This is a genomic window from bacterium (assembly GCA_024228115.1).
Classification (GTDB): Bacteria; Myxococcota_A; UBA9160; order UBA9160; family UBA6930.
Genome location: JAAETT010000054.1, coordinates 63,873 through 89,477 on the forward strand (window position 1 = coordinate 63,873; position 25,605 = coordinate 89,477).

The 25,605-nt window shown below is 62.6% G+C and carries 39 protein-coding genes; 7 read left to right on the forward strand and 32 right to left on the reverse strand.

The window, feature by feature from the left end:
* Nucleotides 1-8 precede the first annotated feature (8 nt).
* Nucleotides 9-1,484: a B12-binding domain-containing radical SAM protein gene (locus GY937_02745; protein ID MCP5055624.1), complete on the forward strand. Its 1,476-nt coding sequence runs from the start codon at nt 9-11 to the stop codon at nt 1,482-1,484.
* Nucleotides 1,485-1,561: 77 nt separating this feature from the next.
* Here GY937_02745 and GY937_02750 read toward each other — a convergent pair whose 3' ends face one another.
* The 3 genes from GY937_02750 to pseB are packed head-to-tail and all read right to left on the reverse strand — an operon-like array spanning nt 1,562 to nt 5,620.
* A complete protein-coding gene (locus GY937_02750; GenBank protein ID MCP5055625.1) occupies nt 1,562-3,469 on the reverse strand; it encodes a motility associated factor glycosyltransferase family protein in 1,908 nt (635 codons plus the stop codon).
* Nucleotides 3,466-4,659 (reverse strand): DegT/DnrJ/EryC1/StrS family aminotransferase, encoded by a 1,194-nt coding sequence (locus tag GY937_02755; protein ID MCP5055626.1) that lies wholly within the window; start codon nt 4,657-4,659, stop codon nt 3,466-3,468. Before GY937_02755 ends, GY937_02750 begins: the two co-directional genes overlap by 4 nt.
* Nucleotides 4,652-5,620, reverse strand: coding sequence for a UDP-N-acetylglucosamine 4,6-dehydratase (inverting) (gene pseB, locus GY937_02760; protein ID MCP5055627.1), 969 nt, complete (start codon nt 5,618-5,620; stop codon nt 4,652-4,654). Before pseB ends, GY937_02755 begins: the two co-directional genes overlap by 8 nt.
* Before the next feature lie 261 nt (nt 5,621-5,881).
* On the opposite strand from pseB, the gene GY937_02765 reads away from it, so the two are divergent.
* Both GY937_02765 and GY937_02770 read left to right on the forward strand, forming a co-directional pair.
* On the forward strand, nt 5,882-6,529 hold the full coding sequence (locus GY937_02765) for a PilZ domain-containing protein (protein ID MCP5055628.1): 648 nt from the start codon (nt 5,882-5,884) through the stop codon (nt 6,527-6,529).
* Nucleotides 6,526-7,524, forward strand: a complete 999-nt coding sequence (locus GY937_02770) for a diguanylate cyclase (GenBank protein MCP5055629.1) — start codon at nt 6,526-6,528, stop codon at nt 7,522-7,524. Before GY937_02765 ends, GY937_02770 begins: the two co-directional genes overlap by 4 nt.
* Here GY937_02770 and GY937_02775 read toward each other — a convergent pair.
* Together GY937_02775 and GY937_02780 are read right to left on the reverse strand one after the other, a co-directional pair.
* Nucleotides 7,496-8,038 carry a metal-dependent hydrolase gene (locus GY937_02775; protein ID MCP5055630.1) on the reverse strand — a complete coding sequence of 181 codons (543 nt, stop codon included), beginning with the start codon at nt 8,036-8,038 and terminating at the stop codon, nt 7,496-7,498. The genes GY937_02770 and GY937_02775 overlap by 29 nt on opposite strands.
* 9 nt (nt 8,039-8,047) lie before the next feature.
* Entirely contained in the window at nt 8,048-8,566 is a 519-nt protein-coding gene (locus GY937_02780; protein MCP5055631.1) for a hypothetical protein, read from the reverse strand.
* A gap of 125 nt (nt 8,567-8,691) precedes the next feature.
* Between GY937_02780 and GY937_02785 the strand changes: the two genes are divergently transcribed.
* Nucleotides 8,692-9,222: a PilZ domain-containing protein gene (locus GY937_02785; protein ID MCP5055632.1), complete on the forward strand. Its 531-nt coding sequence runs from the start codon at nt 8,692-8,694 to the stop codon at nt 9,220-9,222.
* A gap of 56 nt (nt 9,223-9,278) precedes the next feature.
* On the opposite strand, the gene GY937_02790 is transcribed toward GY937_02785, so the two are convergent.
* From GY937_02790 to GY937_02820, 7 genes are all read right to left on the reverse strand, one after another.
* Nucleotides 9,279-9,524, reverse strand: a complete 246-nt coding sequence (locus GY937_02790; GenBank protein ID MCP5055633.1) for a hypothetical protein — start codon at nt 9,522-9,524, stop codon at nt 9,279-9,281.
* Nucleotides 9,521-10,177: a DJ-1/PfpI family protein gene (locus GY937_02795; GenBank protein MCP5055634.1), complete on the reverse strand. Its 657-nt coding sequence runs from the start codon at nt 10,175-10,177 to the stop codon at nt 9,521-9,523. The genes GY937_02790 and GY937_02795 overlap by 4 nt, the downstream gene beginning before the upstream one ends.
* A gap of 35 nt (nt 10,178-10,212) precedes the next feature.
* Nucleotides 10,213-10,716 carry a DUF456 domain-containing protein gene (locus tag GY937_02800; GenBank protein MCP5055635.1) on the reverse strand — a complete coding sequence of 168 codons (504 nt, stop codon included), beginning with the start codon at nt 10,714-10,716 and terminating at the stop codon, nt 10,213-10,215.
* Between the two features lie 7 nt (nt 10,717-10,723).
* Nucleotides 10,724-11,380, reverse strand: coding sequence for an MOSC domain-containing protein (locus GY937_02805; protein ID MCP5055636.1), 657 nt, complete (start codon nt 11,378-11,380; stop codon nt 10,724-10,726).
* A gap of 89 nt (nt 11,381-11,469) precedes the next feature.
* Nucleotides 11,470-11,934 carry a bleomycin resistance protein gene (locus GY937_02810; GenBank protein MCP5055637.1) on the reverse strand — a complete coding sequence of 155 codons (465 nt, stop codon included), beginning with the start codon at nt 11,932-11,934 and terminating at the stop codon, nt 11,470-11,472.
* Between the two features lie 16 nt (nt 11,935-11,950).
* A complete protein-coding gene (locus GY937_02815) occupies nt 11,951-12,325 on the reverse strand; it encodes a phage holin family protein (GenBank protein ID MCP5055638.1) in 375 nt (124 codons plus the stop codon).
* Nucleotides 12,326-12,380: 55 nt separating this feature from the next.
* Nucleotides 12,381-12,887 (reverse strand): GNAT family N-acetyltransferase, encoded by a 507-nt coding sequence (locus GY937_02820; protein ID MCP5055639.1) that lies wholly within the window; start codon nt 12,885-12,887, stop codon nt 12,381-12,383.
* Between the two features lie 93 nt (nt 12,888-12,980).
* On the opposite strand from GY937_02820, the gene GY937_02825 reads away from it, so the two are divergent.
* Nucleotides 12,981-13,556, forward strand: coding sequence for a methylated-DNA--[protein]-cysteine S-methyltransferase (locus GY937_02825; GenBank protein MCP5055640.1), 576 nt, complete (start codon nt 12,981-12,983; stop codon nt 13,554-13,556).
* A 13-nt stretch (nt 13,557-13,569) separates the two neighbouring features.
* Complete coding sequence (locus GY937_02830; GenBank protein MCP5055641.1) at nt 13,570-14,019, forward strand: GNAT family N-acetyltransferase; 450 nt, start codon at nt 13,570-13,572, stop codon at nt 14,017-14,019.
* Nucleotides 14,020-14,067: 48 nt separating this feature from the next.
* Here the strand turns inward: GY937_02830 and GY937_02835 are convergent, their stop codons facing one another.
* From GY937_02835 to GY937_02865, 7 genes are read right to left on the reverse strand one after another with little or no spacing between them, the layout of a single operon-like run.
* The gene (locus GY937_02835; GenBank protein MCP5055642.1) at nt 14,068-14,709 is read right to left on the reverse strand and encodes a lysoplasmalogenase; all 642 of its coding nucleotides are present in this window, start codon (nt 14,707-14,709) and stop codon (nt 14,068-14,070) included.
* Nucleotides 14,706-15,248: a hypothetical protein gene (locus GY937_02840; GenBank protein MCP5055643.1), complete on the reverse strand. Its 543-nt coding sequence runs from the start codon at nt 15,246-15,248 to the stop codon at nt 14,706-14,708. Before GY937_02840 ends, GY937_02835 begins: the two co-directional genes overlap by 4 nt.
* Nucleotides 15,249-15,254: 6 nt before the next feature.
* A complete protein-coding gene (locus GY937_02845; GenBank protein MCP5055644.1) occupies nt 15,255-15,653 on the reverse strand; it encodes a GFA family protein in 399 nt (132 codons plus the stop codon).
* Nucleotides 15,650-15,901: a DUF2164 domain-containing protein gene (locus GY937_02850; GenBank protein ID MCP5055645.1), complete on the reverse strand. Its 252-nt coding sequence runs from the start codon at nt 15,899-15,901 to the stop codon at nt 15,650-15,652. The genes GY937_02845 and GY937_02850 overlap by 4 nt, the downstream gene beginning before the upstream one ends.
* Entirely contained in the window at nt 15,901-16,404 is a 504-nt protein-coding gene (locus GY937_02855) for a signal peptidase II (GenBank protein MCP5055646.1), read from the reverse strand. Before GY937_02855 ends, GY937_02850 begins: the two co-directional genes overlap by 1 nt.
* A gap of 46 nt (nt 16,405-16,450) precedes the next feature.
* Nucleotides 16,451-16,933 (reverse strand): pyridoxamine 5'-phosphate oxidase family protein, encoded by a 483-nt coding sequence (locus GY937_02860; protein MCP5055647.1) that lies wholly within the window; start codon nt 16,931-16,933, stop codon nt 16,451-16,453.
* A gap of 32 nt (nt 16,934-16,965) precedes the next feature.
* Nucleotides 16,966-17,265: an antibiotic biosynthesis monooxygenase gene (locus GY937_02865; protein MCP5055648.1), complete on the reverse strand. Its 300-nt coding sequence runs from the start codon at nt 17,263-17,265 to the stop codon at nt 16,966-16,968.
* A gap of 83 nt (nt 17,266-17,348) precedes the next feature.
* Between GY937_02865 and GY937_02870 the strand changes: the two genes are divergently transcribed.
* Nucleotides 17,349-17,891 (forward strand): MOSC domain-containing protein, encoded by a 543-nt coding sequence (locus tag GY937_02870; protein ID MCP5055649.1) that lies wholly within the window; start codon nt 17,349-17,351, stop codon nt 17,889-17,891.
* A 1-nt stretch (nt 17,892) separates the two neighbouring features.
* On the opposite strand, the gene GY937_02875 is transcribed toward GY937_02870, so the two are convergent.
* The 13 genes from GY937_02875 to GY937_02935 all read right to left on the reverse strand — a co-directional run bounded on the left by GY937_02875 (nt 17,893) and on the right by GY937_02935 (nt 25,323).
* On the reverse strand, nt 17,893-18,366 hold the full coding sequence (locus GY937_02875) for a VOC family protein (protein ID MCP5055650.1): 474 nt from the start codon (nt 18,364-18,366) through the stop codon (nt 17,893-17,895).
* A gap of 10 nt (nt 18,367-18,376) precedes the next feature.
* Complete coding sequence (locus GY937_02880; GenBank protein ID MCP5055651.1) at nt 18,377-19,180, reverse strand: DUF4111 domain-containing protein; 804 nt, start codon at nt 19,178-19,180, stop codon at nt 18,377-18,379.
* Between the two features lie 70 nt (nt 19,181-19,250).
* Entirely contained in the window at nt 19,251-19,697 is a 447-nt protein-coding gene (locus GY937_02885) for a hypothetical protein (protein ID MCP5055652.1), read from the reverse strand.
* Nucleotides 19,698-19,699: 2 nt separating this feature from the next.
* Nucleotides 19,700-20,107, reverse strand: coding sequence for a hypothetical protein (locus GY937_02890; GenBank protein ID MCP5055653.1), 408 nt, complete (start codon nt 20,105-20,107; stop codon nt 19,700-19,702).
* 21 nt (nt 20,108-20,128) lie between these two features.
* On the reverse strand, nt 20,129-20,452 hold the full coding sequence (locus GY937_02895; GenBank protein ID MCP5055654.1) for a thioredoxin fold domain-containing protein: 324 nt from the start codon (nt 20,450-20,452) through the stop codon (nt 20,129-20,131).
* 83 nt (nt 20,453-20,535) lie between these two features.
* A complete protein-coding gene (locus GY937_02900) occupies nt 20,536-21,054 on the reverse strand; it encodes a GNAT family N-acetyltransferase (protein MCP5055655.1) in 519 nt (172 codons plus the stop codon).
* Nucleotides 21,055-21,106: 52 nt separating this feature from the next.
* Entirely contained in the window at nt 21,107-21,499 is a 393-nt protein-coding gene (locus GY937_02905) for a rhodanese-like domain-containing protein (GenBank protein MCP5055656.1), read from the reverse strand.
* A 27-nt stretch (nt 21,500-21,526) separates the two neighbouring features.
* A complete protein-coding gene (locus GY937_02910; protein ID MCP5055657.1) occupies nt 21,527-22,405 on the reverse strand; it encodes a hypothetical protein in 879 nt (292 codons plus the stop codon).
* Between the two features lie 110 nt (nt 22,406-22,515).
* A complete protein-coding gene (locus GY937_02915; protein ID MCP5055658.1) occupies nt 22,516-22,659 on the reverse strand; it encodes a hypothetical protein in 144 nt (47 codons plus the stop codon).
* 97 nt (nt 22,660-22,756) lie between these two features.
* Nucleotides 22,757-23,503: a class I SAM-dependent methyltransferase gene (locus GY937_02920; protein ID MCP5055659.1), complete on the reverse strand. Its 747-nt coding sequence runs from the start codon at nt 23,501-23,503 to the stop codon at nt 22,757-22,759.
* 282 nt (nt 23,504-23,785) lie between these two features.
* Nucleotides 23,786-24,169: a cupin domain-containing protein gene (locus tag GY937_02925; GenBank protein MCP5055660.1), complete on the reverse strand. Its 384-nt coding sequence runs from the start codon at nt 24,167-24,169 to the stop codon at nt 23,786-23,788.
* Between the two features lie 258 nt (nt 24,170-24,427).
* Nucleotides 24,428-24,877 (reverse strand): hypothetical protein, encoded by a 450-nt coding sequence (locus GY937_02930; GenBank protein MCP5055661.1) that lies wholly within the window; start codon nt 24,875-24,877, stop codon nt 24,428-24,430.
* Nucleotides 24,878-25,032: 155 nt separating this feature from the next.
* A complete protein-coding gene (locus tag GY937_02935; protein ID MCP5055662.1) occupies nt 25,033-25,323 on the reverse strand; it encodes a DUF1330 domain-containing protein in 291 nt (96 codons plus the stop codon).
* Nucleotides 25,324-25,605 lie beyond the last annotated feature (282 nt).

Genomic DNA, 25,605 nt, shown 5'->3' on the forward strand with positions numbered 1-25,605 from the left:
AACATTCCATGCGTCTTCTCTTCGTGAATCCGAACCTGCGGCCCGGCCACTCGACACGATACCTCCCGGTGGGCCTGGCCTACGTGATGACGACGGTTCGTGAAGCGGGTTACGACGTGGAGGTGCTGGACATCGGCCTGCACGACCAGGCTGATGCGGAGGTGGAAAGATTCCTCGCCGAGGACCGCTGGGACGCGATTCTCACCGGCTCGATCGTTACGCACTATAAGTGGATGAAGGCGTTCACGCGGATGGCGAGGAAGAATGCGCCTCATGCGAAGCAGATCGTAGGCAACTCCGTCGCAGGCTCCGTGCCGGAACTCTTCTTGCGCAACTCCGAAGCGGATGTCGTGGTCGTGGGTGAGGGCGAGCTGACGACCGTCGCCGTGCTTGACGCGCTCCACAATGGAAGCTCTCTAGAGGAAGTCGAGGGCATCGTGCTCCGCGGTGCAGGTGGCAAACCCGTCCACACGCCGCGGCGACGAGCGGCGCGTGTCGACCAGTTTCCGATGCCCGATTGGGACCTCTTCGAGATCGGTACCTACTTTGGCCAGACCGATGCCCCCTCGGCCTGGGGAATCGGCGAGGGCCCGGAGACCTGGCGAACGATGCCCGTGGCTACGGCTCGCGGCTGTGTCTTCAAATGCACGTTCTGTCACATCGTCTACAAGCACGATCCCTATCGGCACCGCTGCGCGGAAGGAATCCTCCAGGAGGTCCGCCGGAACATCGAGCGCTACGGCGCGAACTACATCAACTTCTGGGACGATCTCACATTCTACAAGCTCTCCCAGGCCGAGAAGATGATCGACGCCATTCTCGACTCGGGCCTTCGTTTTGCCTGGAGTGCTTCCGTGCGTACGGATCTGTTCGGGAATCCCGAGATCCCTTTCGAGCGCAGGCTGGCCGTCGCCGAAAAATTCCGTGAGGCCGGATGCCGAACGCTCGGCTACTCGCTCGAATCTGGGAATGCCGGGATCCTCGAGATGATGAACAAGCGTGTCCGCGTCGAGTATTTCGAGGAGCAGGTCCGCATCCTGCGGCAGGCCGGGATCACGTCGAATACGAGCGTCGTGCTCGGATACCCGATCGAAACCCTCGACACGATTCGCGAAACCTTCGACCTGTGCGAACGAAACGGGGTCTACCCCAGCGTCGGTTTTCTGCTGCCGCTACCGGACACGGAGATGTACACCTACGCCCTGCGCCAGGGCCTCATCCGAGATGAGGATGCCTACCTGGATTCCATCACCGAGCGACAGGACATCTGCCTGAACATGACCGAACTCGAAGACCAGCAGATCCTCGATGAGATCCAGGCCGGCTGTTCGAGACTGAACGATCGACTGGACCTGGGCCTCTCAGACGATCAATTCATTCGCACCGGCGGCTACAAGAAGCACACGCCGAAATCTGCGGAAGCCCGCCGCCGAAACCAGAACGACACGAGCTTCAGCTATTCCAAGCAAGCCTTCGAGCAATGAGTCAACCAGCGGGGACGGAGTTTACAATTGACTTTTCAGAGGAAAGTCAATTGTAAACTCCGTCCCCGCTGGTTGACTCATTCGATGTCGGTGATCTCGCGTTCCAGGATGTCGATCAGGTCGGCCGTGCGGCGAATGGCTTTCTGGGTGGCTTCGAGCAGGAGTTCTGCTTCCGAAGTGATCATTTCGGGATCGGGTTTGACGGAACTGAGCTTGCCCAGCTCCCGGCGTACCTCATGCAGTTCTCTCTGGACCACCGCATCCAGGAGCATGATCTGGGAGACCAACTTTTCGATCTTCCTTTCGCTCTTCGCGACGAGACGGAGAAGCTCCACTTGACGCGAGCCTTCGGCTCCGCGCCCGATTTCACGACGTGCCTTTCGGGCGCGGTCGAGACCCCGACCACACTCCCGGTCGAGTTCCCGAAGCTCACGACGAACGTTCACGAACGCGGCATCGAAACTGGCCACCGATGCAGGAAGGAAGCTATTCGACACTTCCGAAAGCACCCCGGCAACGTGGCATCGCTTGCGGGCGTATTCATCCAGGAACTGCTGGAACGGAGAGTGGATCAGGCCTGGGATCCGGGCGCCGCCCTCGGTGCAGTTCACCAGGGTCACGCCCTGGCCGGCGAAGAAGGGACTGATATCCCTGTAGTGATCGAGGAAGGAAGCGTAGGCCTTATTCGTGGGCACCGGGTCTCCGTCCCATCCTTCGACCCAGATGAGCTCACCCCCCATCTTCTGTTGTGGATTCGCTCGACCTAGAGCTTCGAGTTTTCCTCGAAGATTGGTGTACTCATAGCTGCCGTCCTCGAGCGTGCGAAAACCGACATCATGATAGGCGGATCCATCCGCGTAGAGCCTGCCGCCCGTGAAGGCCAGATCCTGCCCGATCAATGCCACCGGATTGCAACCGAGCACACGGGCCAGATGCAGGCCGCATTGGGCGACGGTTCCGGAAGAAGGCAGGAAATCGCGTTCGCCGAGCTGATGTGCGATCCAACATCCAAACGGATTCGTAGATTGGAAGGCGACCCAATGCTGCTGGACGGGAAGCGAAAAAAGCGAAGGATGTGCCTGGGGCGGCAGAACGAGTTGGACATTCCCGATATCGCCCGCCTCGGTGAGCTGGTGGGCAACGTCCTGACTCTCGACCACGTGAACGAAATCCGGCTCGATGCCTGCCCTGCGAAGGCTGCGAAGGCTCTGACCGATGGCGATCACGATGACGCGATCGCGTACCGCCGCGAGCTTTGGAAGCTGCTGGTCGAGCGAGGGCCCGGCGGCACAGACGACCGCGGGTGCACCGGCCAACGAACCCGCCAGGCTCGAGATGCTTGGATTGCCGATCAAGTGGCGGGCATTGGCGATCGTACCGCGAGCCCAATCCGCCATCATCACCCGACGTGTGTTGGAGACGAGATCGATCGAGTCCTTCACCCGAGCAACCCGCTCGATTGCCTCGCGAACCGCGTCGGGTGACAGGCGCAGAAGCGATGGATGCGGAAAGACCTTGATTCGCAGGCCCGACGTGTAGCGAGCAGCGATCAGGTTCCTCAGTTCCTCGGGATCGTCCGTCAAGTGGACGTCGTCCTCGTCGAGGAGCTTCAGGTCGGGACGCGCGGAGAGCGCGGCCCGCAAGCGTGCGAGCTTGGGCTCGTAGACGATGACCGGGCAGGGATTGCGCGCACGAAAAGCCTCGATGTGATGGCCCAGGCCGAAGCCCACAGCGATCAGCAGGTCCGCGGGTGCATCCGCCATATCCGCCGCCAGGCGTGCGCCCTCCCGGGCCGGGTCATAGGCCGACGCGAGAAGCGTGCCCTGGTCGGAAACGGTGTGGATGCCCTTCGGCCCATCGACCACCTCGACGCCGCCCTCATCTGCGTCCAGGATGGCCTGGGCCAAGGCAGGTTGGCGGCTCCGGAGGCGTGCCACATTCGTTCGGAGCGCGCGCTGGCGGAGATCCGGCATCGCAGTGCTCATCCTTCCCTCACTTCCAAGGCACAGCGCAGTGCGTCGACCACCCGGTAGGTGTCCTCTTCGCTCATGTCTGGAAAGAGGGGCAGGGAGAGGAGCTGCAGATACGCCGCTTCCGCGGCGGGACAATCTCCGTACGCCGAACCGAGAGCGTGCCGGTAGTACGGTTGGAGGTGGACCGGGATGTAGTGGACCTGAACACCGATGCCGACGGCGCGCAGGCGCTGGTAGACCTTCCCGCGGCCGCTCTTCCTGGCGGTGATCCGGATGGGATAGAGATGCCATGCAGAGCGAGCGCCGGCAGTTTCTTGCGGGCATGCGACACCTTCCAGCGGAGCCAACGCATCATGATACGCCTCGGCAAGAACGCGACGCCGCCGGAGCAGATCTGCAGCGCGGGTCAGCTGGCTGCGTCCGAGGGCAGCCTGCATTTCGGACATCCTGTGGTTGGAGCCGCAACCCTGCTGTTCGTAGACCCATGGGCCAAGTGCATCGGCCTCCAGATCGCTCGGAAAATCGAATCCCTCGAAGAGCGCCGGGTCACGTACGAGACCATGTTCACGAAACATGCGAGCGCGACCATTCAAGAAGCTGGAGTCCGTCGTCATCGCGCCGCCTTCACCGGTAGCGATGAGCTTGGCCGGATGAAACGAGAAACATGCTGCGTCACCGAGTGATCCCACTGCGCGCCCACCTAGCGTAGCGCCAAGAGCATGTGCGGCGTCTTCGAGCACGAAGCGTTCGCTACCCAGCACCGTGCGCAGTGCAGGCACGTCCGCGGGGTTTCCGGCGAAGTGCACCGGGATGGCGCCAGCGGTTCGCTCGTTGACACAAGGTGCCAATGTTTCCGCGGAGAGATTGAGAGTGATCGGATCCACGTCCGCAAAGACAGGCGTCGCTCCGAAGGAACGGACCGCATTGGCAGTCGCAACGAAGGTAAGCGTCGGAACGACCACTTGATCTCCGGGGCCGACACCCAACGCTGCGAGCGCCATCTCCAAGGCGGTGGTCCCACTCGAGGTCGCCACCCCGTGACGGGTACCGGCTAGATCGGCGATTCCCGCTTCGAAATCCTGAGCGATCGGGCCCTGGGCAATGGACCCGCTCTGGAGCGCCCTCCGAACGGCCTGTAGATCGTCCTCGGTCAGCGTGTGACGGGTGTACGGAAGATCCGGCCGATCGCCAACCTCAGCCACGATCGGCCTTCCATGTCTGGATCAACTCCGCGAGTCGATCAACCGTGAGCCAGAGCGAGTTCTGATCGCTCGAATAGACCAGACCCTCCGGAATCTCGCGCCCCCCCTTGGGATCTCCGCCAATCACGAAATGGGTATCGAACTCCCGTGAGTCACGAGCTTCGTCCTCGGTGAGCAGTACCTCGTGAAGCTTCTCTCCGGGACGGATGCCGATTTCCTTGATCAGCGCATCCGGGCGGATGGCTTTGGCAAGGTCGAGAATTCGCATGCTGGGAATCTTCGGAACGAAGATCTCTTCTCCCTGCATATCGCCCAGGGCCTGGAGGACCAGATCCACGGCCTGCTCGAGCGAAATCCAGAACCGGGTCATGCGCACATCCGTGAGGGTCATGACGCCCGTATCCGCCTGCTCCAGAAAGAGAGGAATGACGCTGCCGCGGCTTCCCACGACATTGCCGTAGCGCACGACCGCGAAGCGCGTATCCGTCCCACCGGCATAGGCGTTGCCGTGGATGAACAGCTTCTCCATACAGAGCTTGGTGGCACCGTAGATGTTGACCGGATTGACGGCCTTGTCCGTAGAGAGCGCGATCGCCTTCGGCACGCCTGCGTCCAGGCTGCACTCCAGGATGTTCATCCCGCCCATCACATTCGTCTTGACGGCCTCGGCCGGATTGTATTCGCAGACCGGCACCTGCTTCATCGCTGCAGCATGAACCACCGCGTCCACGCCGCTCATGGCTCTGCGAAGCCTGACGCGATCCCGGATATCTCCGATGAAGAACCGCAACCGCTCGTCATCCCCGAAACGACGAAGCATCTCGACCTGCTTCAGCTCGTCCCGGCTGTAGATCCGAATCATGCAATCGTCTCGCTCGGCGAGCATTCTGCGTACGAACGCGTGCCCAAATGATCCGGTACCGCCTGTGAGAAGAATCTGATGCACGTTCCCTCCTGCCAATCGGCTCTTCTGAATCCACGTGCGTCGGCACTTCGGCGCTCGCGAATGTGCAAGACGAACGCAAGATCGATGCCCGTTCTATCCACGGATCGCGCTCCGTCATGGGCGGAGGCTCCCAGAACGCAGCCCTACATTTCAACTCGAATGCCGCGAATGGAGAAATCTGCCGCTTGGTTCCATTCACCCTCGGGCTTTCGCTTCACTTCGCTTTGCATTGATCCCCCGATCAACTTCGAAGCTTCGACCGCCGAACCAATCTTCGTGGACACCGTGTTGCCGACACTGTCGACCGGGAGTCGACTGCTCCTGATCGGGGATTCTGACGGGGTTCCCCGTGCGACGATCGTCGTCCGGGTGAGCGACGGTTTGATCTGGATCAGCGGTGTCGATGAGCCGGGTCGACCCGGCGAACAGTTGGATATGCTGTACGTGGTACCCGGAGATGCTCAGTATCAGGCGCCCGCACGCGTAGAACTCGTACCACCGGAGACACTTGCGTTGCGCCGGATCGGCGAGTGGCGACGTAGCCAGCGCCGGACCGAGGTCCGCCTCACGACACACGGTGTTCAGCTCGAGGTAGAACGCCCTCCGGAGGGCAGCGAATCCGCCAGCGTCGAGAAGCTGAAGATGGTCGACGTCAGCGCAGGCGGCGCCGCAGCCCGGGGTGTCTCATCCCTCTCCTCGGGAGATGACGTGCATTGCGGCTTCCAGCTACCAGGCCGAGGGGTCTTCCGGATCGGCGCGAAGGTCGTACGCGTTCAGCCAAAAGGAAGAGGGCGCGTTTTGGGTTTTGAGTTCGTCGGTGCCACCCCCGAGGAACAGGCAGCGCTCAGGCGGTGGATCTACCGGGAGGAATCCCGGCGCCATCGCCAATCGAAACTTGGAAGTTCGGAGGATCCCAGCGAGTGAAAGACAGGACGATCGGAAGCGTGATCGCGCAGGATTTCGTGAGTATCGCCCCAGACGATTCCCTCGTCAGTGTTCTGGATCGGATGCGCGATGGGCGGCTGTCCTGTGTTCCAGTCGTCGAGGGCGGGCTCCCCGTTGGCGTGATCAGTGAACGTGACATCCTCTGCCTTCTCGCGAAGAAACTGAACGGGGAGTCCTTTCCTGCCACGGCGCGAGGGGTGATGTCCGGCCCACCGATCACGATCCATGCCCATGCCTCGGTCGATGCCGCGATTCGCCTCCAGCACCGGCGAAGAATTCGGCGCCTGTTGGTCGTCGATGACGATGGGCGGTTGGTCGGAATCCTGACCCAATCGGATCTGATAGACGCGCAGACCCAGGCGCTTCGAGCCGACCGAGATCAATTGGAGGTCTATGTCTGCGAGCGCACAGAGGAGCTGAGGCTCGCGAATGAACGGCTGGAGCACATGTCCATGATCGATCCGATGCTCGGCACAGGCAACCGTCGGGCCATGGATCAGCACCTCACCCGTCTCAAGGATCTTTCGGAACATTTCGGGCGAGGGTTTGCAGTCCTGATGCTCGACATCGACGACTTCAAGTCGTTCAACGACCACTACGGGCACTCCGAAGCAGACGCTGCATTGGGCGACATGGTTTCAGCCGTGCAAAGTGCGATTCGGTCCTGCGATGTCCTCTTCCGCTTCGGTGGTGAAGAGTTCGTCGTCACACTTCCCGAAACCGATGAGGACAGCGCTGTCGAAGCCGCCGAACGCATTCGCGGCGCAGTAGAGGCCCTGCAGATTCCGCATGAGCTCTCGAGCCACGCTGTCATGACCGTGAGTCTTGGCGTGCATGTCATCGGCCCGGAAACGGGGAACGTCGACATCTCCTCCGTGATCCGCGCGGCGGATGTTTCCCTCTACGATGCCAAAGAGAACGGGCGCAACAGAACGGGAAAAGCCGTCAGCTCCGAGAACGCGTTCTCCGGCTGAACTGCCACGCGCCCGCCAACGTCAAGGCGGGAAGCCACACCCATTGCACCTCGCGCCACAAGACGACTCCGGCGCGATCCACGAACGATCCGACGCCGATCGGCGACACGATGAGCGGGCGCCACGGAAAGAAGATGCGCTCCGCATCGAACGGGATGAAAAAACCCACTCCCTTTCCGCCATCGGTGAAGGCGTCGAGAAAGCCGTGGGAGATGCAAGCCAGAGCTGCCGCCGCCGTGATTCGCCACCAGCTCGAACCGAAACGGCGCACACGAGGGAACACCAGGCTCGTCGCCAGGGGCGCAAGCGCCAACCCAAAAGGAATCGAATGCGTGATGCCTCGATGACCGAGCGGGTGGGCGTATGGAATTCCAACGACGAAAGCCAGTACGTCGATATCGGGCAACACCGAGACCGCTGCGAGGAAACAGAACAGCCTCGCCCGAGACAACTCGACCCGCGTCGGCCCTACGAGCAGCCCGCCGACCAACGCATGGGTGAAGACCGTCGGCATGGATTGCGACTAAGGCGTGGAAGGGCGGTCTGCCCTTTCGCTCTCTCCCAACGCCTCACGAATGGCAGTCGCTGCTTCCTCGAGCCCCTGCTCCACGGCTTCCCCAATCGCGCCGGCACTGTCGTTGAAGGCGTCGCGGAGGTCGGCGAGGGAATCCTCGACGATGGCCTCTCGGAGTCCCCGGCTCGTGGCAGCTGCGTCCACTCGCCAGCCCCCGTCGTAGCGGCGTAGCTGGGTAGCGAAAATCACGGTCGCACCGGATTCGCGGATGAGGGTGGTCTCCACTTCCGCCGCGTCGTCGCGGGTGAGGACCGGGCCAACCTCCACATCCTTGATCTCGTGACGATCCGCCAGGCGCCCGAGACGGCGAAGATCCACTTCGGTCGACAGGGCCTTGGCATCCTCGATCTCGCCGTCAGCGAGCGCCTGCCAGAAGTTCTCTGCAACCCGGTCGGGACCCGGGGCGACGAGCCCACACGCAGGAAGGACGAGAGCGAGCACCAGGAGAATGATGGGAAGGGGCCGCATGCTGTAGGCAGCATGCCATTCGTCGCCGCGCCCGGCCAGAGGCCCGAAAACGCTTGGGGGAGTTTTCCAGTGGAACTCAAGACCCCACCCGAGCCCTCCGAAGACTCCCCCAGGAGGTGAGGGAGATGGGGGTCGAAGCCCAACGCTATCCGAGGTTCAAGAAGCGGGTCCCCTGCCGGGTCACCGTATCTGGAGAATCGACGGCAGCCGTCGTGCTGAATGTCTCCCAGGCCGGTCTGTTCGTTCAAACGGGCGCCACGGCCCAGCCCGGCGACCAGGTCACGATTCGCCTGAGCCCGGCCCATACGGCTGAGCCGATCGCGATCGATGCCAAGGTCGTTTGGCGCCGAAAGGTTGCCTCTCATCTGCGAACGATCGTGAAGGGTGGAATGGGGCTGGCGATCCGCAGCGCACCGTCGTCGTACTTCGAATTCTTGACAGGTGCTCTACCGAACACGGCCCCACGCGCGGCGGCCACTGCAAACGAAGCGGCCTCTGATTCGCCCGAAAAAACCTTTCTCATGCGCGTGCGTCAGGACGGCGGCCCGCGCACCCGCAAGCTGTACGTGCAGGCCGCAGACCAGGCCGATGCGTCCCGCCGCGTCCTCGCGCGCTTTGGATCGGGCTGGACGGTCATCCTGGCGGAACAAGCCTGAGCACACGGTCAGCGCGTCCATCGATGGGGCACGCATAGCTGGAGAGCGGCGCCTTCTCAGTCGTTTCGAACGCGGCGGCTTCGCCTCGAGAGATTCTGCCGAATGCCGTGCACCATCATCGCGATGGCCCCGAACACTCCAACGAGCAGGATCACGAACAGCAAGACGAAGCCCATCCACCAGAAGATGACCAGCAAGGGGCGAGCATCTCGATGCCAAGCAGACAAACCGAGAATCAGCCCTCCTCCGATCACCCACACCCAGTGCCAGGAACGAACGAAACGCTGAAGCGTGGGGCTCAAGATCCTGTGCTCCCGTTGGACGTGAGCTGGAACTCGCCGGCTCGGTTCAGGTACTTCGCGAAGGGATCACGGCTCGGATCATTCTGCCATTCGTATTCGGTCAGAACCGCCACCTGCTCAGCGCGATCTCTCCCGAACAATTTCTCGATCACGGCCAACGACATATCGGTCCCTGCAGAAACGCCCGAAGACGTGACGAAGGGCCCGTCCTCGACCCAACGCGCTTCCGTGACCCACTCGACCGCGTCGCTCTGGCCGCGGGCAAGATCGAAGAACAATTTGTTGGAAGTCGCGCGTCGGCCATCGAGTACGCCGGCTTTCGCAAGCAACGCCGAACCCGAGCAGACCGACATCACCTTCTCAGCCTTCGGACAGCGTTCGCGTAGGAAATCTTGAATGGCCGGATTGGCGAGTTGAGCCACGGTTCCGATCCCGCCTGGAAGAAGCAGGATATCCAACGGCGGGCAATCGCCGAAATCATATTCTGCCACCGTGCAGGGACCGGGTGTCGATTTCACCGGACCCGTCCGCTCCGCGACGGTGAGGATACGTACGTCCGCACCGAGGGACCCGAACATCTCCAACGGACCGTAGAAATCCAGGAGTTCGAAGTCTTCGTGAAGAATGGCACCGAGGGTGCGGGGGGACGTCATCGCGGGAGCTTACCACTCCTGCGACGCCTTCCAGGCTACAGAGCACCCAGGATGCGAGCGGCTGCAAAGATGCCGAGCATCGAGAACGCCAGGGCAAGCTTGGCAGCAGCTCCAAGGACGAGCCCGAAGGAAGCGCCCATCCCGGCACGCCCTGCTTCGTCCAGGCGGCGCCGACCCGAAAGCTCGCCCAATACGGCGCCGACGAACGGCCCGAGCAGAATACCCGGAATACCGAAGAAGAGCCCGATCAAGGCACCTAGTGCCGCACCTACCATTCCACGCTGCGTCGCGCCGAAGCGCCGAGCGCCGAAGGCGCCCGCCGCCAAATCGACCGCGTAGGTGAGAAGCACGAGCAAGCCGAGCACGGTCAACGTCCCGTAGCCCACGTAGGCGAAATCTTCGGCCCATGCCGCAATCACCAGCCCAGCCAGCAGCACAGGTGCTCCGGGAATGACGGGCAACATCATGCCCGCCAGGCCCACCCCCACCAGCACTGCAGAGAGAGCGAAGAGCGCCCAGGTGGCGGCTTCGAATTCCATCCGAGGCCTACGCTCGCCGGCGGCGTGCGTGGAGCACGCCCATGCGTTCTTTCCACTCCGGCGCCAACGCGTGCATTGCCTGCACCCGTTCCAGGATCTCCAGATCCCCGGCGTGGTCGCGCATCCAGATATGGAGATCGACGAGGCTCACGTCATCCTGGCCAACCTCCACGCGCGAGATTTCATCCCCGACCTGGATCTCTCCGGGTTCGAGTACGCGCAGGTACCATCCACAGAGCGCATCGCGCACGACCCGCTTCATGATGAGTGGCGCGCCAGCCAGTCGCCCGGGGTGTGCACAACGCTCGGTCGGCATCGTCACCTGGAGATGCGCGGTACCGATCTGCCATACGTCTCCGACCCGAACCTGCGCCTCGGTCATTCCCCGAAGCGTGATGTTCTCGCCGAAACAAGGAATGGGCAGGGAATGGCTCGCGATCTCCTCGAACACCGGGTAGTGCTCGATGGGGTAGACGTGGAGCGCACGGTTCGGGCCTCCGTGGCCGTGATGGTGCACCTGATCGCCAGGCAGGCCCGCCAGCGTAAGAGCAACGGGCTGCGCCTGCGGGCGCTTGCGGATGGCGCTCTGGATTTCCCCACCATCGGCGAAACGCACGGCCTCGACACCACCGAGGTTCAGCGATTCGATGCGCACCTCAGCCACCGAGAAGCGCTGCGTAGAGGGCGGTGCTGGCTACGAGCATGGGCATTGTGTCTCCTGGGGGGCCAGCGAGTTCTGGTGTTCGTCGTGCTTCATGCTGGATTGGTCCGTGGAGCGTAGACGACTTCCAGCTTCATGCCGTCTGGGTCGGCAAAGAAGACGGCGTAGTAGCCCTCGCTGTAACCCGCCTGGCCGGAGTAGTCGACCGGCGGATCCAGGATGGTTGCGCCCATCTCATGCATCGCCTGGAAGACCCCGTCCACGCACTCCCGCGAATCCGCGTGGAATGCCATGTGATGCAAGCCCGGCGCATAGCGATCATGAAGCTGGCCTCGGCTCTCGCCGCTGGCGGGCCGGACCTCGATACCGAACCACGCACCGCCGGGCATTCGCGTTGCCCACGCGGCGCGCTCGGGTCGCTCACCGGCGAAACCCGGATGCTCGATCCGAAGCCGCTCGTAGCCAAGGCTGGTGAAGAACGTTTCGTAGAACGGAATCGAGCGCTCTGGATCGCGAATCGAGAGATCCATGTGATCGAGCGGCCCGCGGATCGTCATACGTGTTCCTCCGGGCTCAGCCCCGACGAACGACCATCACTTCGTAACGCCCGCTCGAGCCGATGAAAGAAGAACCGATCCAGCTCGTCAAGCTTACGACCAGGGAGCCGATCAATGCGGCTCCCAGACTCGCGATCTGGAAATCCTGGAGCATCCACGCCACCAGCCCGAGCATTCCGGCGTTCACCACCCACAGGAACAGACCAAGCGTCACCAGGGTGATCGGGAAGGTCAGGAAGATGGCGATTGGCCGGACGAAGGCATTCACGAAACCCAACAGGAGGGCCGCCAGGGCAAGCGTGGCGTCAGGCGTGATCTGGATGCCCGGAACGAGACGCGCAGCCAGCCACAGGCCGAAGGCCGTGATCGCCATTCGAATCAAGAATCCCATGCATACCTCTTTCCAGGCGCGCCAGGCTCCAAACATGGCGCCCGATGGGCCGACGTCAAGCAGCCCGGATACGGTACCGATTGCGGTCGAGTTCAGGCACGAAGCCTACCAGCCGGAAGCCCGCCTTTTCGAGCACCCGCAGCGAGGCATGATTCGCGGGCATCGCGAAGGCATCGACCATCGGCAGGCCGAGCTCTCCGAATGCGAGGGCCAGGGAGGCTGCCACGATCTCGCTGGCGTAGCCCTTGCCCCAGGCGTGAGGCGCTACGAAGTAGCTCACCTCGACGCCCCAGCCAGGATCCATTGGATCCCGATTGAGTCCGCCCCAGCCGACCACCCGATCTTCCTGGCGGGAGAGCGCTGTCCACGGGGCGAAACCATCCTTGGCAAAACCCGCCGCGTAGGCCTCGAGCCGCTGCTGGGCCTCCGCCAGGCTCGGCGCGCACCAGGTGTATCGCATGGCATCGGGATCTCGCTGAATCTGGAACAACGGCTCCGCGTCGCTCGGCCGATAGGCGCGCAGCTCGAGCTGGAGCGTTTCGATGGTAGGCGGTCCGCTCACGCCACGAGTGTACTTCGCCGGGGACGGACGGGCACCGAACGACGGGTCCGAAAACCGCCAGTGATTCTCATCGGCTTCGGGCATTCTGCAGCCATGGAACCCTCTCTTCGCTATGCAACCTTGGACACTGAACTCGGCAAGCTCTTGCTCGTCGCCACCGCGCGCGGCGTATGTCTGGTTCGCTTCGGGAAGTCGCGCACCGAACTCCTCCAGCAGATGCAGCAGGAGTTCCCTTCCGCCACCTATCGCGAAGCCGAAGACGAACTCGAGCCCTGGACACGGATCCTGCGTGAAACCCTCGGCGGCCGCGCACCGGCCACCGCGATCCCGCTCGACGTCCGCGGCAGCCGCTTCCAGCACCGCGTGTGGCAGGCCCTCTGCGACATCCCGACGGGCGAGACACGCAGTTACCAGGAACTCGCCCGAATGCTGGGAACACCGGGCGGCGCTCGGGCCGTGGGGCGGGCTTGCGCCACGAATCCGGTGCCCCTGCTGGTTCCCTGCCATCGGGTGGTGGGCGCCGATGGCTCGCCAGGAGGCTACCTTGGCGGGCCGACGAGAAAACGCTGGTTGCTCGAACGCGAAAATCCGCGAACGGCTGGAGACCGTCGGCCTCCCCTCGAAAAGGGGAGGCCGCATCCGGCAGGAAGCGCTCCAGTGGCGCCCTGACCCAGGAGACCCTGTGCCCGGCACGATTGAAAGCCTTCAGCACTCGGACCTCGAAGCGCTTGCATTGTTATGGCGTCGTTCTCGCGAAGACGCCCAGCCTTGGTTGGAACTTCGGATGGGCTACACGCCCACGGAAGACCTGGCATTCCTTCGGGACGTCATCGCCCACGAATGCGACATCTGGATCGCACGAGATGGCTCCACCCTGCTGGGATTTCTGGCGCTGGCCGGCGAGCAGATCGAACAGCTCTATGTGGATCCGCCCGGCCAGGGAACGGGCGTGGGCACCACTCTATTGGATCGTGCGCGCCAGCTCTCGCCCACGTGCCTCACTCTCTCCACCCATCTTCGCAATTCGGGAGCACGCGCTTTCTATGAACGTCGCGGCTTCCACGCGGTGGCCTTTGGAACGAGCCCGCCCCCGGAGAGCGAGCCGGATGTCACCTACGTCTGGGTGCCGTAGCCCGAGGCCTGCATCCAACTTCCAGCCGCGAGTGCGTGGTCGTGCGATTCACTGAAGCGGAGTGAGCACCGTCGATGCGAGCACGAACTGGGAGGCGAAGTAGACGGGCAGGCCCCATGCCCCGTTCACGAAACCAGGCGCCACGAACCGCTCCCGCGAGACCGAGACATCCGAGAGCGCAAAAGCGACTGCGCCAATCGCGGCAGCGGGCCGGCCCGTGGCCACGGAGGATCCGATCGCGAGTACGGTCATCATCGAGATGACGACCAGGTAGGCAATGACCGGGATCTTGAACTCTTCTGGCACATGGGGAGCGAGCCAGCGAAGCACGAGGAAAGCAAACACGCCGAGCGCGATCGCGGAGACAGCCAAGCCCACGAGCGAGAGCGGGCCTTGCAGGAACGCGATGGCGTAGGCCAGATGGCCTGACAAGAACGCGGCGATTCCCAGCCGGAACCACAGCGATTGCCCGGGTGGAAGGAGTAGTGCATCTCCGAGCCAGCAGAGCAAGAGACCCACCAGGATGATCTGTCCGTAGGTGCTGGCCATGCCGCCCCAGACAAGGCAGGCCCAAACGAATGAGGACGCGGCCGTCAGCTTCGCCACGATGATTCCGGGGCGAAAGCCCTGGTACAGCGACAAGAGGAGCGCTGCGACCGCTGCAATGCCGACTGCGAGTGCCCAGATCATGCTCGACTCGCTGATGCCGAGAGCAACGCCGGGATCGAATCGAAATCCGGATGGTCACCGGGATGCTTCGGCTCGTAGCCCCACAAGATCCGGTCACCCTCCACGACGAACGCAGCCGGCATTCGCCAGATGTCTCCGCTACGAGGTCCCATCTCGTGGCCCTTTGCGGTCGCCCGACGTTTCGCCGCGAACATCTGCGGGCTCAAGATCATGAACTTGCTCGCCCGCTTGATCCCGAATCCATCGTAGAAGACCTCGTCCACATCCGAGATCGCCCGTGCGCCAGGCCAATACCGACGCAGGAAGACGCGGGATTCCACCGGACTCGCCTCAGCGAAGAAGATGACATCGGGGAAGCTCTCATCGGCCTCCGCCGCTTCCCGAAGATCGCTCACCGTCTCGCGGCAGAACACGCAGCCGAAATGGCGCAGGAAGACCAACAGGGTTCTCCCAACCAATTGCTCTCGAAACCGGCCCGGCACGAGATTCGTGCCTGTGACCACACGATCGAGCAGATTTTCGGGAATGCGTTCCAGCAAAGGCTTCTAGCTTTCGAGCGACGGAAGCTCCTCGATATGAGCTTCCCAGTCGCTTCCATCGAAAGGCGTGATCTTCCGGCTCTTGATCGTCTCCGGTTCGAGACACCGGGCGTTCACACTGTAGCCATTCGGGTGGGAGCGCGGGATGTAGAAGGATTTCACCCCGCACACCGAGCAGAAGAAGTGCTGGGCCGTGCCGGTGTTGAAGCGGTAAGTCGTCAGAGCCTCTTCGCCAGAGAGAAGCCTGAAATTCGAACGTGCGACCGTCAGATGGAGGTAGCCAAGGCGGCTGCAGATCGAGCAATTGCACTCATGAAGGTCGAGATTCACCGGCGCCTCGACCTCGAAGCGGACACGGCCGCAATGACAGCCCCCTTCATGGGTCACCAACTCGTTGCTGCTCATCGCGACGACGATCTCTCCTCGTCCGGTTCGTAGAACTCTCCCTCGAGATCGACCAGCTTCTCGTGAATGAACTCGTGCGCATCGCTGATCGCCTGATTGTAGATCGGGGGACCAAGGCGTAGGACGAAGAAATCCAGAATCAATCCGGCCTTGAGATCGCCGAGATCCTCATCGAAGCGATCCGCGAAGAAGCCCTGAACAGCCTCGATGAGCCCGGCCCGTCGTTCGTCGGTGACGTGGACACGCATCATGTCGCGGTAGGCTGCGTGTCATCGCGATGGTCTCGAGGTTGGAAAGCAAAGAGCAGGAAGCCCGCGACGATGACGACATCCGCAAGGTTGAAGATTCCTGTGCGCAGCCCGGGCAAGCCCAGGCTCACGAAATCCGTGACCGCACCACCGCGGAGGATGCGATCGAGCCAATTTGCCAAGCCTCCTCCGGTGATCAAGGCCAACCCTGCGAACGCCGCCGGGGACGCCAGGCCCATGCGGAAGGCCGCGATGCAGACGAGCGCAAGAAGGATGGGAACGCCGCCCACCAGCAGAACGCTCCGCACAGCGGGTGGAAGCTCGGCACCAAGGCTCAGAAAGGCACCCGGGTTTGCAGCGAGTTCGAGGCGCACGACATCTCCGATCAGAGAGATCGGCGCAGTGCCGGAAAGGGCCTCGTGGGCGAGCTGCTTCGTGGCATGGTCGCATCCGACCGAGCCGAGAATCAGAAGCATGAACAAGAGTGAACGGCTTCGTCTCATGGTCTCAAACGATAGCCGGAATCTCGTACAGGGTTTCTTCCGGCCCTCAACCCTCGCGCCAGTTGAGGATATCACCACCCTGTCCGATGAGTGCCGTTCCCGGGAACACCCGAAGCCGCCATGGCTCCAGGCGGAGAGCCGCAAAAGAATCGTCCGTTGGGCGGTTCCAGACCGGAATGATTGCCGGGTCGTATCCTACCGGAGCCGGCGCGTTCTTCAGCAGGTTCCAGGTGCGCGTCCGCGTCTCGTCGTCGAAATGCCAACTCGCCCGGCATTCTGCAACGCATGTGTCTTGGGAAGGCGCCCAGTAGTTCACGGAAACATGTGGGCTGGCCTCCAGGTGCGCACGCTTCGTAGGCGTCGGGCCAGTCGCGATCCAGCCGACGAGCTCTCGTCCAGTCCATTCCCAGATGGGATGCAGTACCCGCGAACGGGGCCGCCCCTGGGAATCGACCGTGGCGGCGCTGCACCAGACGATCTGATGGGCCATTTCCACGAATGCAGGGGCAATCTCGGCAAGTTCGGTCATCGGGTCCTCCTCCGGCGGAAGAATACCAACGCTCAGAGCTGGAACGAACTGTGGCGGATCGGTTTGGCGACACAGAGTGAATACTCCGTGTAGAAGCGCTCTCGTCCCAGCTGCTGGGCCTTCCGATGGCGGGGTTCGTCGCGCCAGGCATGCAGCTCTTCCAGGGTTTCGAATTCGACGATACTGCAGCGCTCCCCATCCTCAGACGAGAAGAACCGGTAGGCCAGGAACCCGGGCATGGCTTTGGCCAGCGTCAGCATCTCCGCAGCGAGTGCCTGGTACTCCGCTTCGTTCTCGGGCCGGATTCTGGATCGAAAGATCGAAACAACCATCGGGCTTCCTTCCTCCTGGGGCTGGGTTCCGCACGATCTGGGCGTTGGACAGGTTAGCGCGGCCGTCCTCTACACTAGGAGCCATGAGTGCCGTCGTCGTAGCGGTGAGTAGCAATCCCACTCACTCGATGCGCAAGCCGAATCGGCCGAGCATTCGGATCGTGGTCGACCTCGGCATCCAGGACGATGCTCATTGCGGAGAGAAGATCCAGCACCGCTCCCGTGTTGCGCGCGATCCCAGCCAGCCCAACCTCCGCCAGGTGCATCTGGTTCACGCGGAGCTGCTCGACGAGCTCCACGAATCCGGATTCGACCTGGCACCAGGCGAGATCGGCGAGAACATCACGACCCGAGGCATCGATCTCCTTTCCCTGCCTCGCGGCACGCTGCTGACGATCGGCGGTGATGCAATCATCGAGATCACGGGCCTTCGCAACCCCTGCCGCCAGCTGAACGGAATCGCACCGGGCCTCATGGCGGCGACCCTCGAAAGCGACGCGGAAGGTCGCCTCATCCGCAAAGCCGGGATCATGGCCATCGTGCGACGCGCCGGGGAGATCACAGCCGGAGATTCGATCGAAGTCGAGCTTCCAGACGGCGAGCCTTGCCACCTCGAGCCGGTCTGATCTACCAGTAACGGATCGGAGTCAGGCCTTGCTCTTCGACGAGCTGGCGCTTGACGGTGGCGTGGTCGTAGCAATCGAGTTCGAGTTGGTTTCCGTACGGATCCTGGAAGTTGTAGGCATAACAAAGATCGAAATCGACGATGGATCCGGTTTCGAGTGGCTTCCCGGACGGTTGGAGAAGCTCGGCCCTCGGGAGGCCACAAGCGAAATCGATAAATGCCTCGGCATCGACCCGGAACGCGACCCCCATCTCCAACTTCCGTGCCGGATGGCCTGGGCTCGCCTGGAAGAGCGCAATGCCGCTCTGTCCGCCGTCTGCAGAAATGTGGAGAGGCCCGCCGTCCACCGCGGCCCATACTGCGTATTCGTCAACCGCCTCGAAGCCCAGCTGTTCCGAGTACCAGCGGGCCGCAACCTCCCGATCGGGAACCACCAGATGCACGTGATCCATGCTGCCCATTGCGAATCGTCCCATGGGCTCGACCCTACCACGAAGGGTCCACGCCGTCTTCGCGAAGAGCCTCCGCCACAGCCTGATGGACGAAGGCCCGCGCCTGATGCTGAGCGTCTTCGGGGAACGCCCCTCTCTCCCGCCTTTCCCTGCGAGCCGAAGCGCGTTCGATCACCGGCGCCCAATCCGGATTCCTGGCAGCGGCGCACGCAGCGGCTCCTCGCTTCGAAGCGCTGCGGCCCTCCGTGCACGTAAGCAGCCCGCGACAAGCCGTGAGCACGAGGTAGGCAAGGTCCGCAGGATCCTTCGCCGCGTCCGCACGTCTCGGCAGCTCTCGCAGATGGATGCGAACCGCCGCCACGTAGTCCTTCAGACCCATGGAGGCGATGAACGTCGCCGCGGGCGGCCCCAGCAAGGTGACACCATGCTCTCGGACCGCGTACCAGTTCATGCGCCAACCGGGGCTCGTACGCGTTCGATGAAGTGGCTCGCCGCGGCTGATCACCACGAGGTCGCTCTCCCGTTCCATGCACATGCGAAGCGCATCTATGGATAGATAGGATGCGTCGATCCGATCTCGCCAGGCAGGGTTTCGCTGGCCGAATGCGTCGTGCATCTCGCGCAAGGCCGAGAGCTGAGAGTCGGAGATGTCCGATGCGGTCGTGACCAGCAGATCGAGATCACTGATCTCCGAATCGAAATCCCCCGCAACCAGGGATCCAAAGACATGCACGGCGAACAACTGTTCACCCAATGTCATGCGATGTTCTTCGACGAGCTCCCGGAGGAGGTCCGTCATCTCCTGGGAGAACGAACCCGGCTCTTGCCATTCGCTCATGCATCGCTCCCCGCATCCAGTTGGCGTAGCATCCGCTTGCAAGTGATCCGAAGCCTCGACAACTCGGCCACTACTTCCGCTTGACCTTGAAGGCCCCCTGGAGCCGGACACCGATCAAGCAAGCCGCTTCCGGAGGCGGCCGGCGTTCGAACCGGTGAGCGTCCAGGGCCTGAAGCACGGACTCGACGGACTCCCGGTTCGGACCGGACAGGACGCATGAATCACGGACCGAGCCATCCCGTGCCAGGACGAAAACGGCTCGAACCTCTTCCATCGTCCAGGCATCGTCGGGCGGCTCCCACTCGTTCAGGACCGACTCGCGAAGGTCCTGAATCCAAGGCTCGACCGCTGGCGAACCGGCGCAAGATCCCACGCCCGGCATGGCATCGAGTTGCAACGGCGGCCGTTCGAACGCCGGACACATGAGCTCGGACGGGATGGAAGGCGAGGCACATCCCACCAGAGCCGGCAGCACCAGAAAGACAGCAATGACGTTTCCCATGAATGCCATGGACATGTCTAGTCGGCTTCTGTGGGTGTCAGACGCACAGCGAGGGAACCCGACGTATCGACGAGCAGGCCTACCCAAGCATCGCGAAGGCCGTATTTCTGACGAAGCAGGCCCCTGATCTTGTCATGGCCATCCGGACTGTCCACGGGCTCCGCTTTGAAGCGCCCCGACCGGTCGGCGGAGGAAAACGTGAGCGTTGGATCGATCAGGATGTCCTGATACCAGGGATTGGTCGGAGTACCCGCCTCGAGCCAGAGCTCTCCCTCCGGCTCGACAAACCAGACATGGGTGGAACGCAGGCTCCCATCCGATGCGCGCGTCTCGATCACGGCGACTCCGCTCGATTCGAGCGCCCACCATGTCACGAGAGCTGCGGCCCCGAGCAGCAAAAGGATCCCCAACGCCACGGACTTCAAAGAAAGCCCCGTCTCCTCTACCTAACCAGCGTTTTCAAGGAGGGATTCGAACGCCGATCTGGGCCTCGCCCCTGTCAACTGCCCGCGCACCGTGCCTCCCGAGAAGAGCAACACGGTGGGCATCGCTCGGATTCCGAAACGGGAACTCGTCATGACGTTTTCTGCGGCATGCAATTTGACCACTTTCAACTTCCCGGCGCGCTCCTCGGCGAGTTCCCGCAGAATGGGGGAAATCTGACGGCACGCCGGGCAGTGGTCGCCCCAGAAATCCACCAGCACCGGGGTTTCGCTCTTCAGCACTTCGGCCTCGAAGGATTCATCGGTGATATCGAAGATCTCTGCCATGTCTCGTTCCTCGTCGATCGGGGTTTGGTTCCTGGACCCTACCAGATGCGATCGCTACCGAGACCAGGCCGGAAAACGTGATCCTAGAGGGTCAGCAGGTATCGAAGTGTCCCATCCTCACCTGGCCCCGCCTGATCGAATCCCAGGCCTTCTGCCAGCCGCACCGAGCGAACATTCTCGGGAAGGATGAAGGCTTCGACGGTTCGAGTTCCCTCCGTCTCCGCCCAGCCAAGCGCAAGGTGCGAAGCCTCGGCCGCCAGGCCCTTGCCCCAATGTCGCGGAACGAAATGATATGCGTACTCAGCACATGCGCCGAGGGCATTGAAGCCAACGGCACCGAGGAACTCTGCCCGGTCGTGACTGAGCACCGCCCATCGAAATCCGGTTCCGGCCTTGCCGCGATCGATCCAGAAGCGAAGCAACCGATTGCTCTCGGATAGGGAAGTCACGGGCATGGAAATCGCCTTGCCTTCGGCATCGACGCATTCCCCCGAGTACGCGCAGACCTCCGGGTGGCTCCAGAGTTCGAAGTTTCCTGCAGCGTGGGACGGAGAGAGAGGCTCCAGCGTCAGCCGCTGTCCTCGAAGGATCGGAACTCGCAAGCCGGGCACCTTCCCCTGGTCCTCGACCGGCGGAGCCCATCCGACAGGCCGCCTATTTGGCGCCGTCGATCGGAAGCCCCGCCTCTTTCCATGCTGCGAGCCCGCCCTCGAGGTGCAACACCTTCTCGTAGCCCGCGGCGCGAAGCGCAGTTTCGCCCTTTCGGGCGCGCGGACCCACCATGCAATACAAGGCGACACCGTGAGGCGCGTCGACTTCGCCGATCCGCGTTGCCACTTCGTCGAAGGGGATGTTCACCGCGCCCGGAATATGGCCGGCCGCGTACTCCTCCGCAGTTCGCACGTCGATGGTAACGGGCGCGGTCCCGGCTTCGCGTCGATCGTGAAGCTCGCCAGCCGTGATGCTCGGCGCCAGGCCCGCATCTTCGGCGATCGCCGGTGCCACCAACAGCAAAGCCAGAGCCATGAACGGGATCAAGCGTTTCATGGGAACCTCCGAGCGGGGTTCAGTCTATCACGGATTCCGGGGAACCCGGGGACTGCCAGCTTCCTGAGCGAAGAGCGCCGGGAGAAAACTCGCAAGATGATTCATCTCTTCCGCGCAATGAATCAACAGGTCCCGAGCGAGCCGTCGCGGAAGCAGCAAGCCGCGAACGAAACGCGTGCCAAGAGCGCGGTCGATCGGGTTCTCTTCACGGAGATTTCGAAGGTGGGCTTCACCGAGCCAGAAGCGACTGCGCATCTCGCAGCCCTCGGGTGTCTCACGCATGAGGTGGATCAGGTAGCCGGTATCGACAGGTCGATCGCTGAAACCCACGCGGGCGCAGACCGCCGTACTGACGCCAGCCTCCTTGAAGGACTCCTCTGCCAGGCCAAAATGGCGAGGTTCATGGAAGGAGATGGCGAGCCGATGAACCGCCGGGCCCACATACTCATCGACGTACGACGTGTTTCCGATGTATCGCTGCCGGTCGGTAAGGCCGGAGTCATCCGAGCGTTCGTAGCGCCACTGGGTAAACAGATGTGCTTGCGGATGCCAGAGTTTGTACCGCTCCGTTTCGTCTCCGTGCCAACCGAACCACCAATCGATCATCTCGCCGGTCGCACCGGGAAATTGCGTGAGAACGGCGACGTGGGCAGTCCCATCGGGGAGGCTCGCCCAACCGGTTTCCAAGGGGAGGTACCCGGGCTCCAGTAGACGATTGACTTCCGATCTCGGAAGGACATCGCTGGGATCGGACTCTCCCTGGCCAAGCACCCGCTCGACGTGCTCGGGAAGGGGATCCAGTTCCCAGCGGAAGAACCGCTCGTACGGCTTGCCGCGAAGCTCGGTGCGAAGGATTCCCAGGTGGATTCGACGTTTGCGATCCAGCGAAGTCTCTCGTTCTCGCATGGAAGAAACCTCCAATCGTGCCATCCAGCGATTCTGCCGTTCGACCGCCGTCGCGACGCGTGGCCACGTGTCGATTCTACCGAGGCAAGATCCTTCTGCTACAGCGCCTGTCAGGCGTTGGTTCGGCCGTCGCACTCGAGCCCTTCCGGAATTCTTGCCCAGGAAGGCGCATCCGCAACGAATACGGCCTTCGTTGGTTTGAAGACATCCGGATCATCCAGGGATCCGGCGGGGATGCCGATCCGCAGAAACATCCGCCGAGGTTCATGGCATCCACTCCTCGATCTCGGAACCATACCGCCGGGCACTACGCACACGTATCGCAGGTCGCCTACGGCTTGGTGTCAGTTCTCATTTGCGTGCGACGAGGACGAAGAGCCCGGGTTCGATGCCTTCGGCGTCCCCGGTGAGCGAATCGTACCGCTCGACCTTCGTGAAGCCGCTGCCCACCAGCACATCCAAATACTCGTCGTCCGAATAGGCCTGGGTCGTGCTCGTGTAGACACGAAGCGCAGCCCCCGAGAGGGGCACCATGAAGTGGCGCTCCGTCGCGGCCCGCTGCATCGGATGCCAACAGCACTCGCGAAGGCAGAGGTGGGGTTCGTCGGAGAAGACGCCTTGCTGGGCAGTGAACCAGGTCGGTGCCCCCGCACCCATCGCCCGAACGAAGGCTTCCTCGTGGACCTCGAGAACGAGCACACCACCCGGGACCAATGCGCGACGAGCCTCTCCGAGAATGGATCGTGCGTCGCTGGGCGCGAAGGTATTGAGCTCTCCGAACACCAGGAGCGCTGCGTCGTAGCCGTCCCCAAAATCACTGGAGGCAAGATCCTGCAGGCGGTATTCACAAGCAAGACCTTCACCCTCCGCCTCGGATCGAGCGTGGTCGATGGACGCCGGCGAGAAATCGATCCCGACGCAATCATGACCGAGCCGGGCCAGGCGGGACGTGTAGAATCCTGGGCCGCAACCGAGATCGAGAACTCGAGCCGGCCGTCCACCGAGAACCGAACCATGAAGCCATGAGACGTGCCGGTCGATCCGCTCGAAACGGCGACTGGCACGGTCATGCTGCTGCAACAGATGCTCTCGGAGCATCCGCGCGCTGAACTCCGGCTCATGCCAGGGAATCTTCCCTTCTGACGAGAAGGGAACCGGCGGTTCTACAGCGCTCAGATCTGAGAGAAGCATTGGCTCCGCATTTGAATATTGCCCGCCCGCTATGCCGCCAACGACCCACGCGAGCTTTCCCGGTTGAACCGCGACAGTACCTTGTCCGAGCATGCCGTGTGTTTCCGGGCGACTGCACCCTGGACTTGTTGAGCGGTACCTTCTTCGTCGTCCAGAACAACGCGACGAGAAGCGGGGAAAGAGCGATAGCTAAGCAGAGACTCTGGCCCGGCCATCGTGCGGGCCCAGTCCTCTTTCCGGCGGGTCAGTCCAGAGGCGAGGGTGCGCCCGCTCGGGATTCAGTGGGTAGAACAAGCCGTCTTCGGGGTCGCGGAGCCCAACGATCAGAAGCTGGACCGGGCGACCTGAGTCGTTCAGAAAGGTATGGGCGATACCGGTGCCGGCGGGAAAGGCTACGCAGTCTCCGGGCTCGAGCCTCTGGACGTAGCCATCCAGCCAGAGCGTCGGCGTGCCAGCCAGGACGTAGACGAACTCCTCCTCATGACTGTGCGCGTGGGGCATCGACGAACGGCCGCCAGGCTCGAGCGTCTCATGGTTGATTCCCATTCGCTCGAGGCCAAGCGCACGCCCCATCCCGACCGCTGCGTAGTCCGAGCCCCGGGTCGCGAGCGTCTCCGCGAGTTGGCGTGTCGAGCCCACGTATTCCCGGAGGTGGGCAGGCAGTGTCTCCTCCTGGGCCAACGACAGCCTCCGTCCGTCTCTAGGACCGGCCCTCAGCGGCCAACTGCTGTGATGACCGAGCCCGTCGAGCCCCGAAGAATATCGCCAGACGGCCGCCCGGGTCAATCGAACCAAGAGCCGTTGTCCACGCGTTGAAACGCCTGGCTGGACTCACCCGGCCGCTGTAGCCCCGGCGGCAGGGCTTGCGATGGGACAGGAGACCGAAGAGTCAATGGTGAAGACTGCCTCCTCGAGGCGAAACGGCTTGGCCAGCGCTTCATGAGCGAAATCAGGCTTGCACCGTGCGTGTTTCTCGGCGGCCACCACCGAATCGCCTTGCACGAAGACGAGCACGGAAAAGCCATCTGCAGAAGCCAGGCCGAACCGCTCGAATTCGGGCCAGGGGAATCCCAACACCGCCTCGGCCGTCCCCTGCGTCGTATACGGACCAAAGATCACAAGGGATTCCCACGGGAACCCGGTGAGATCGGCAATGCGCACGACTTCGGGGGTGGACGCCTGATCAACCACCTCCTGGAGCTGGGTCGAAACGCTCGACGCCGGTCCACACGCAAGGAATCCAGCCGCAAAGAAGATGATCAAGACGCTTCGGTGCATCACGGCCCCGCCTGGTGGGCCGGGCTCCGGCTGCGTCAGATTGCGCTGACCATCAACGCTCGCACACAACAGCCCGACGTCGGAAGGCTACCGAACTCATGAACCGATGGCCGTTCGTTGTCAGCTGCCGTCGCTGGTTCAGCAGAAGGGCCGATGGGTCAGCTCAAACCCGCAACCGAAATGATGCTCGCTGTCGAAGCTTGCCAGCGGTGTTTGGCTAGCGCTTGATACTCGGGCGACTCGTACCACCTGCGAGCCTCGTCGGCGTCGGGAAAGCGGAGGACGACGGCTCTGGTGTAGGGCCACTCGCCCTCCACGAGTTGGGGATCGTCAGATACGGCCAGCAGCTCGCCCTTGTAGCGGGAGAAGACGTCTGGGAATCCGGCCTGGTACTTCTCGTACTCCTCCCGGTCTTCGATGGCGATGCTAGCGATGATGTAGACAGACACGGATTGGCTCCTTCGTCGTCCAACGGCCATGTAGCGTTGCGGCGGCCGCTAGTAGAACTCCAACAGCCGAACCAACTCGCACGGAGATGCCAAGACAGGAAGAGACGACCGGCGAGCACCAGTACGGCCATACCAACCGCAGGGCCTTGATCCTCATCCAGGCCCCCTCCTGAACCCACTCGGCCATCGAGTAGGTTGGATGCACATAACACAGAGCATCCGCTCAGAAGGAGACCCGATGAGATTCTACACGAACAGCCATATGCACTCCTGCGGGATCGA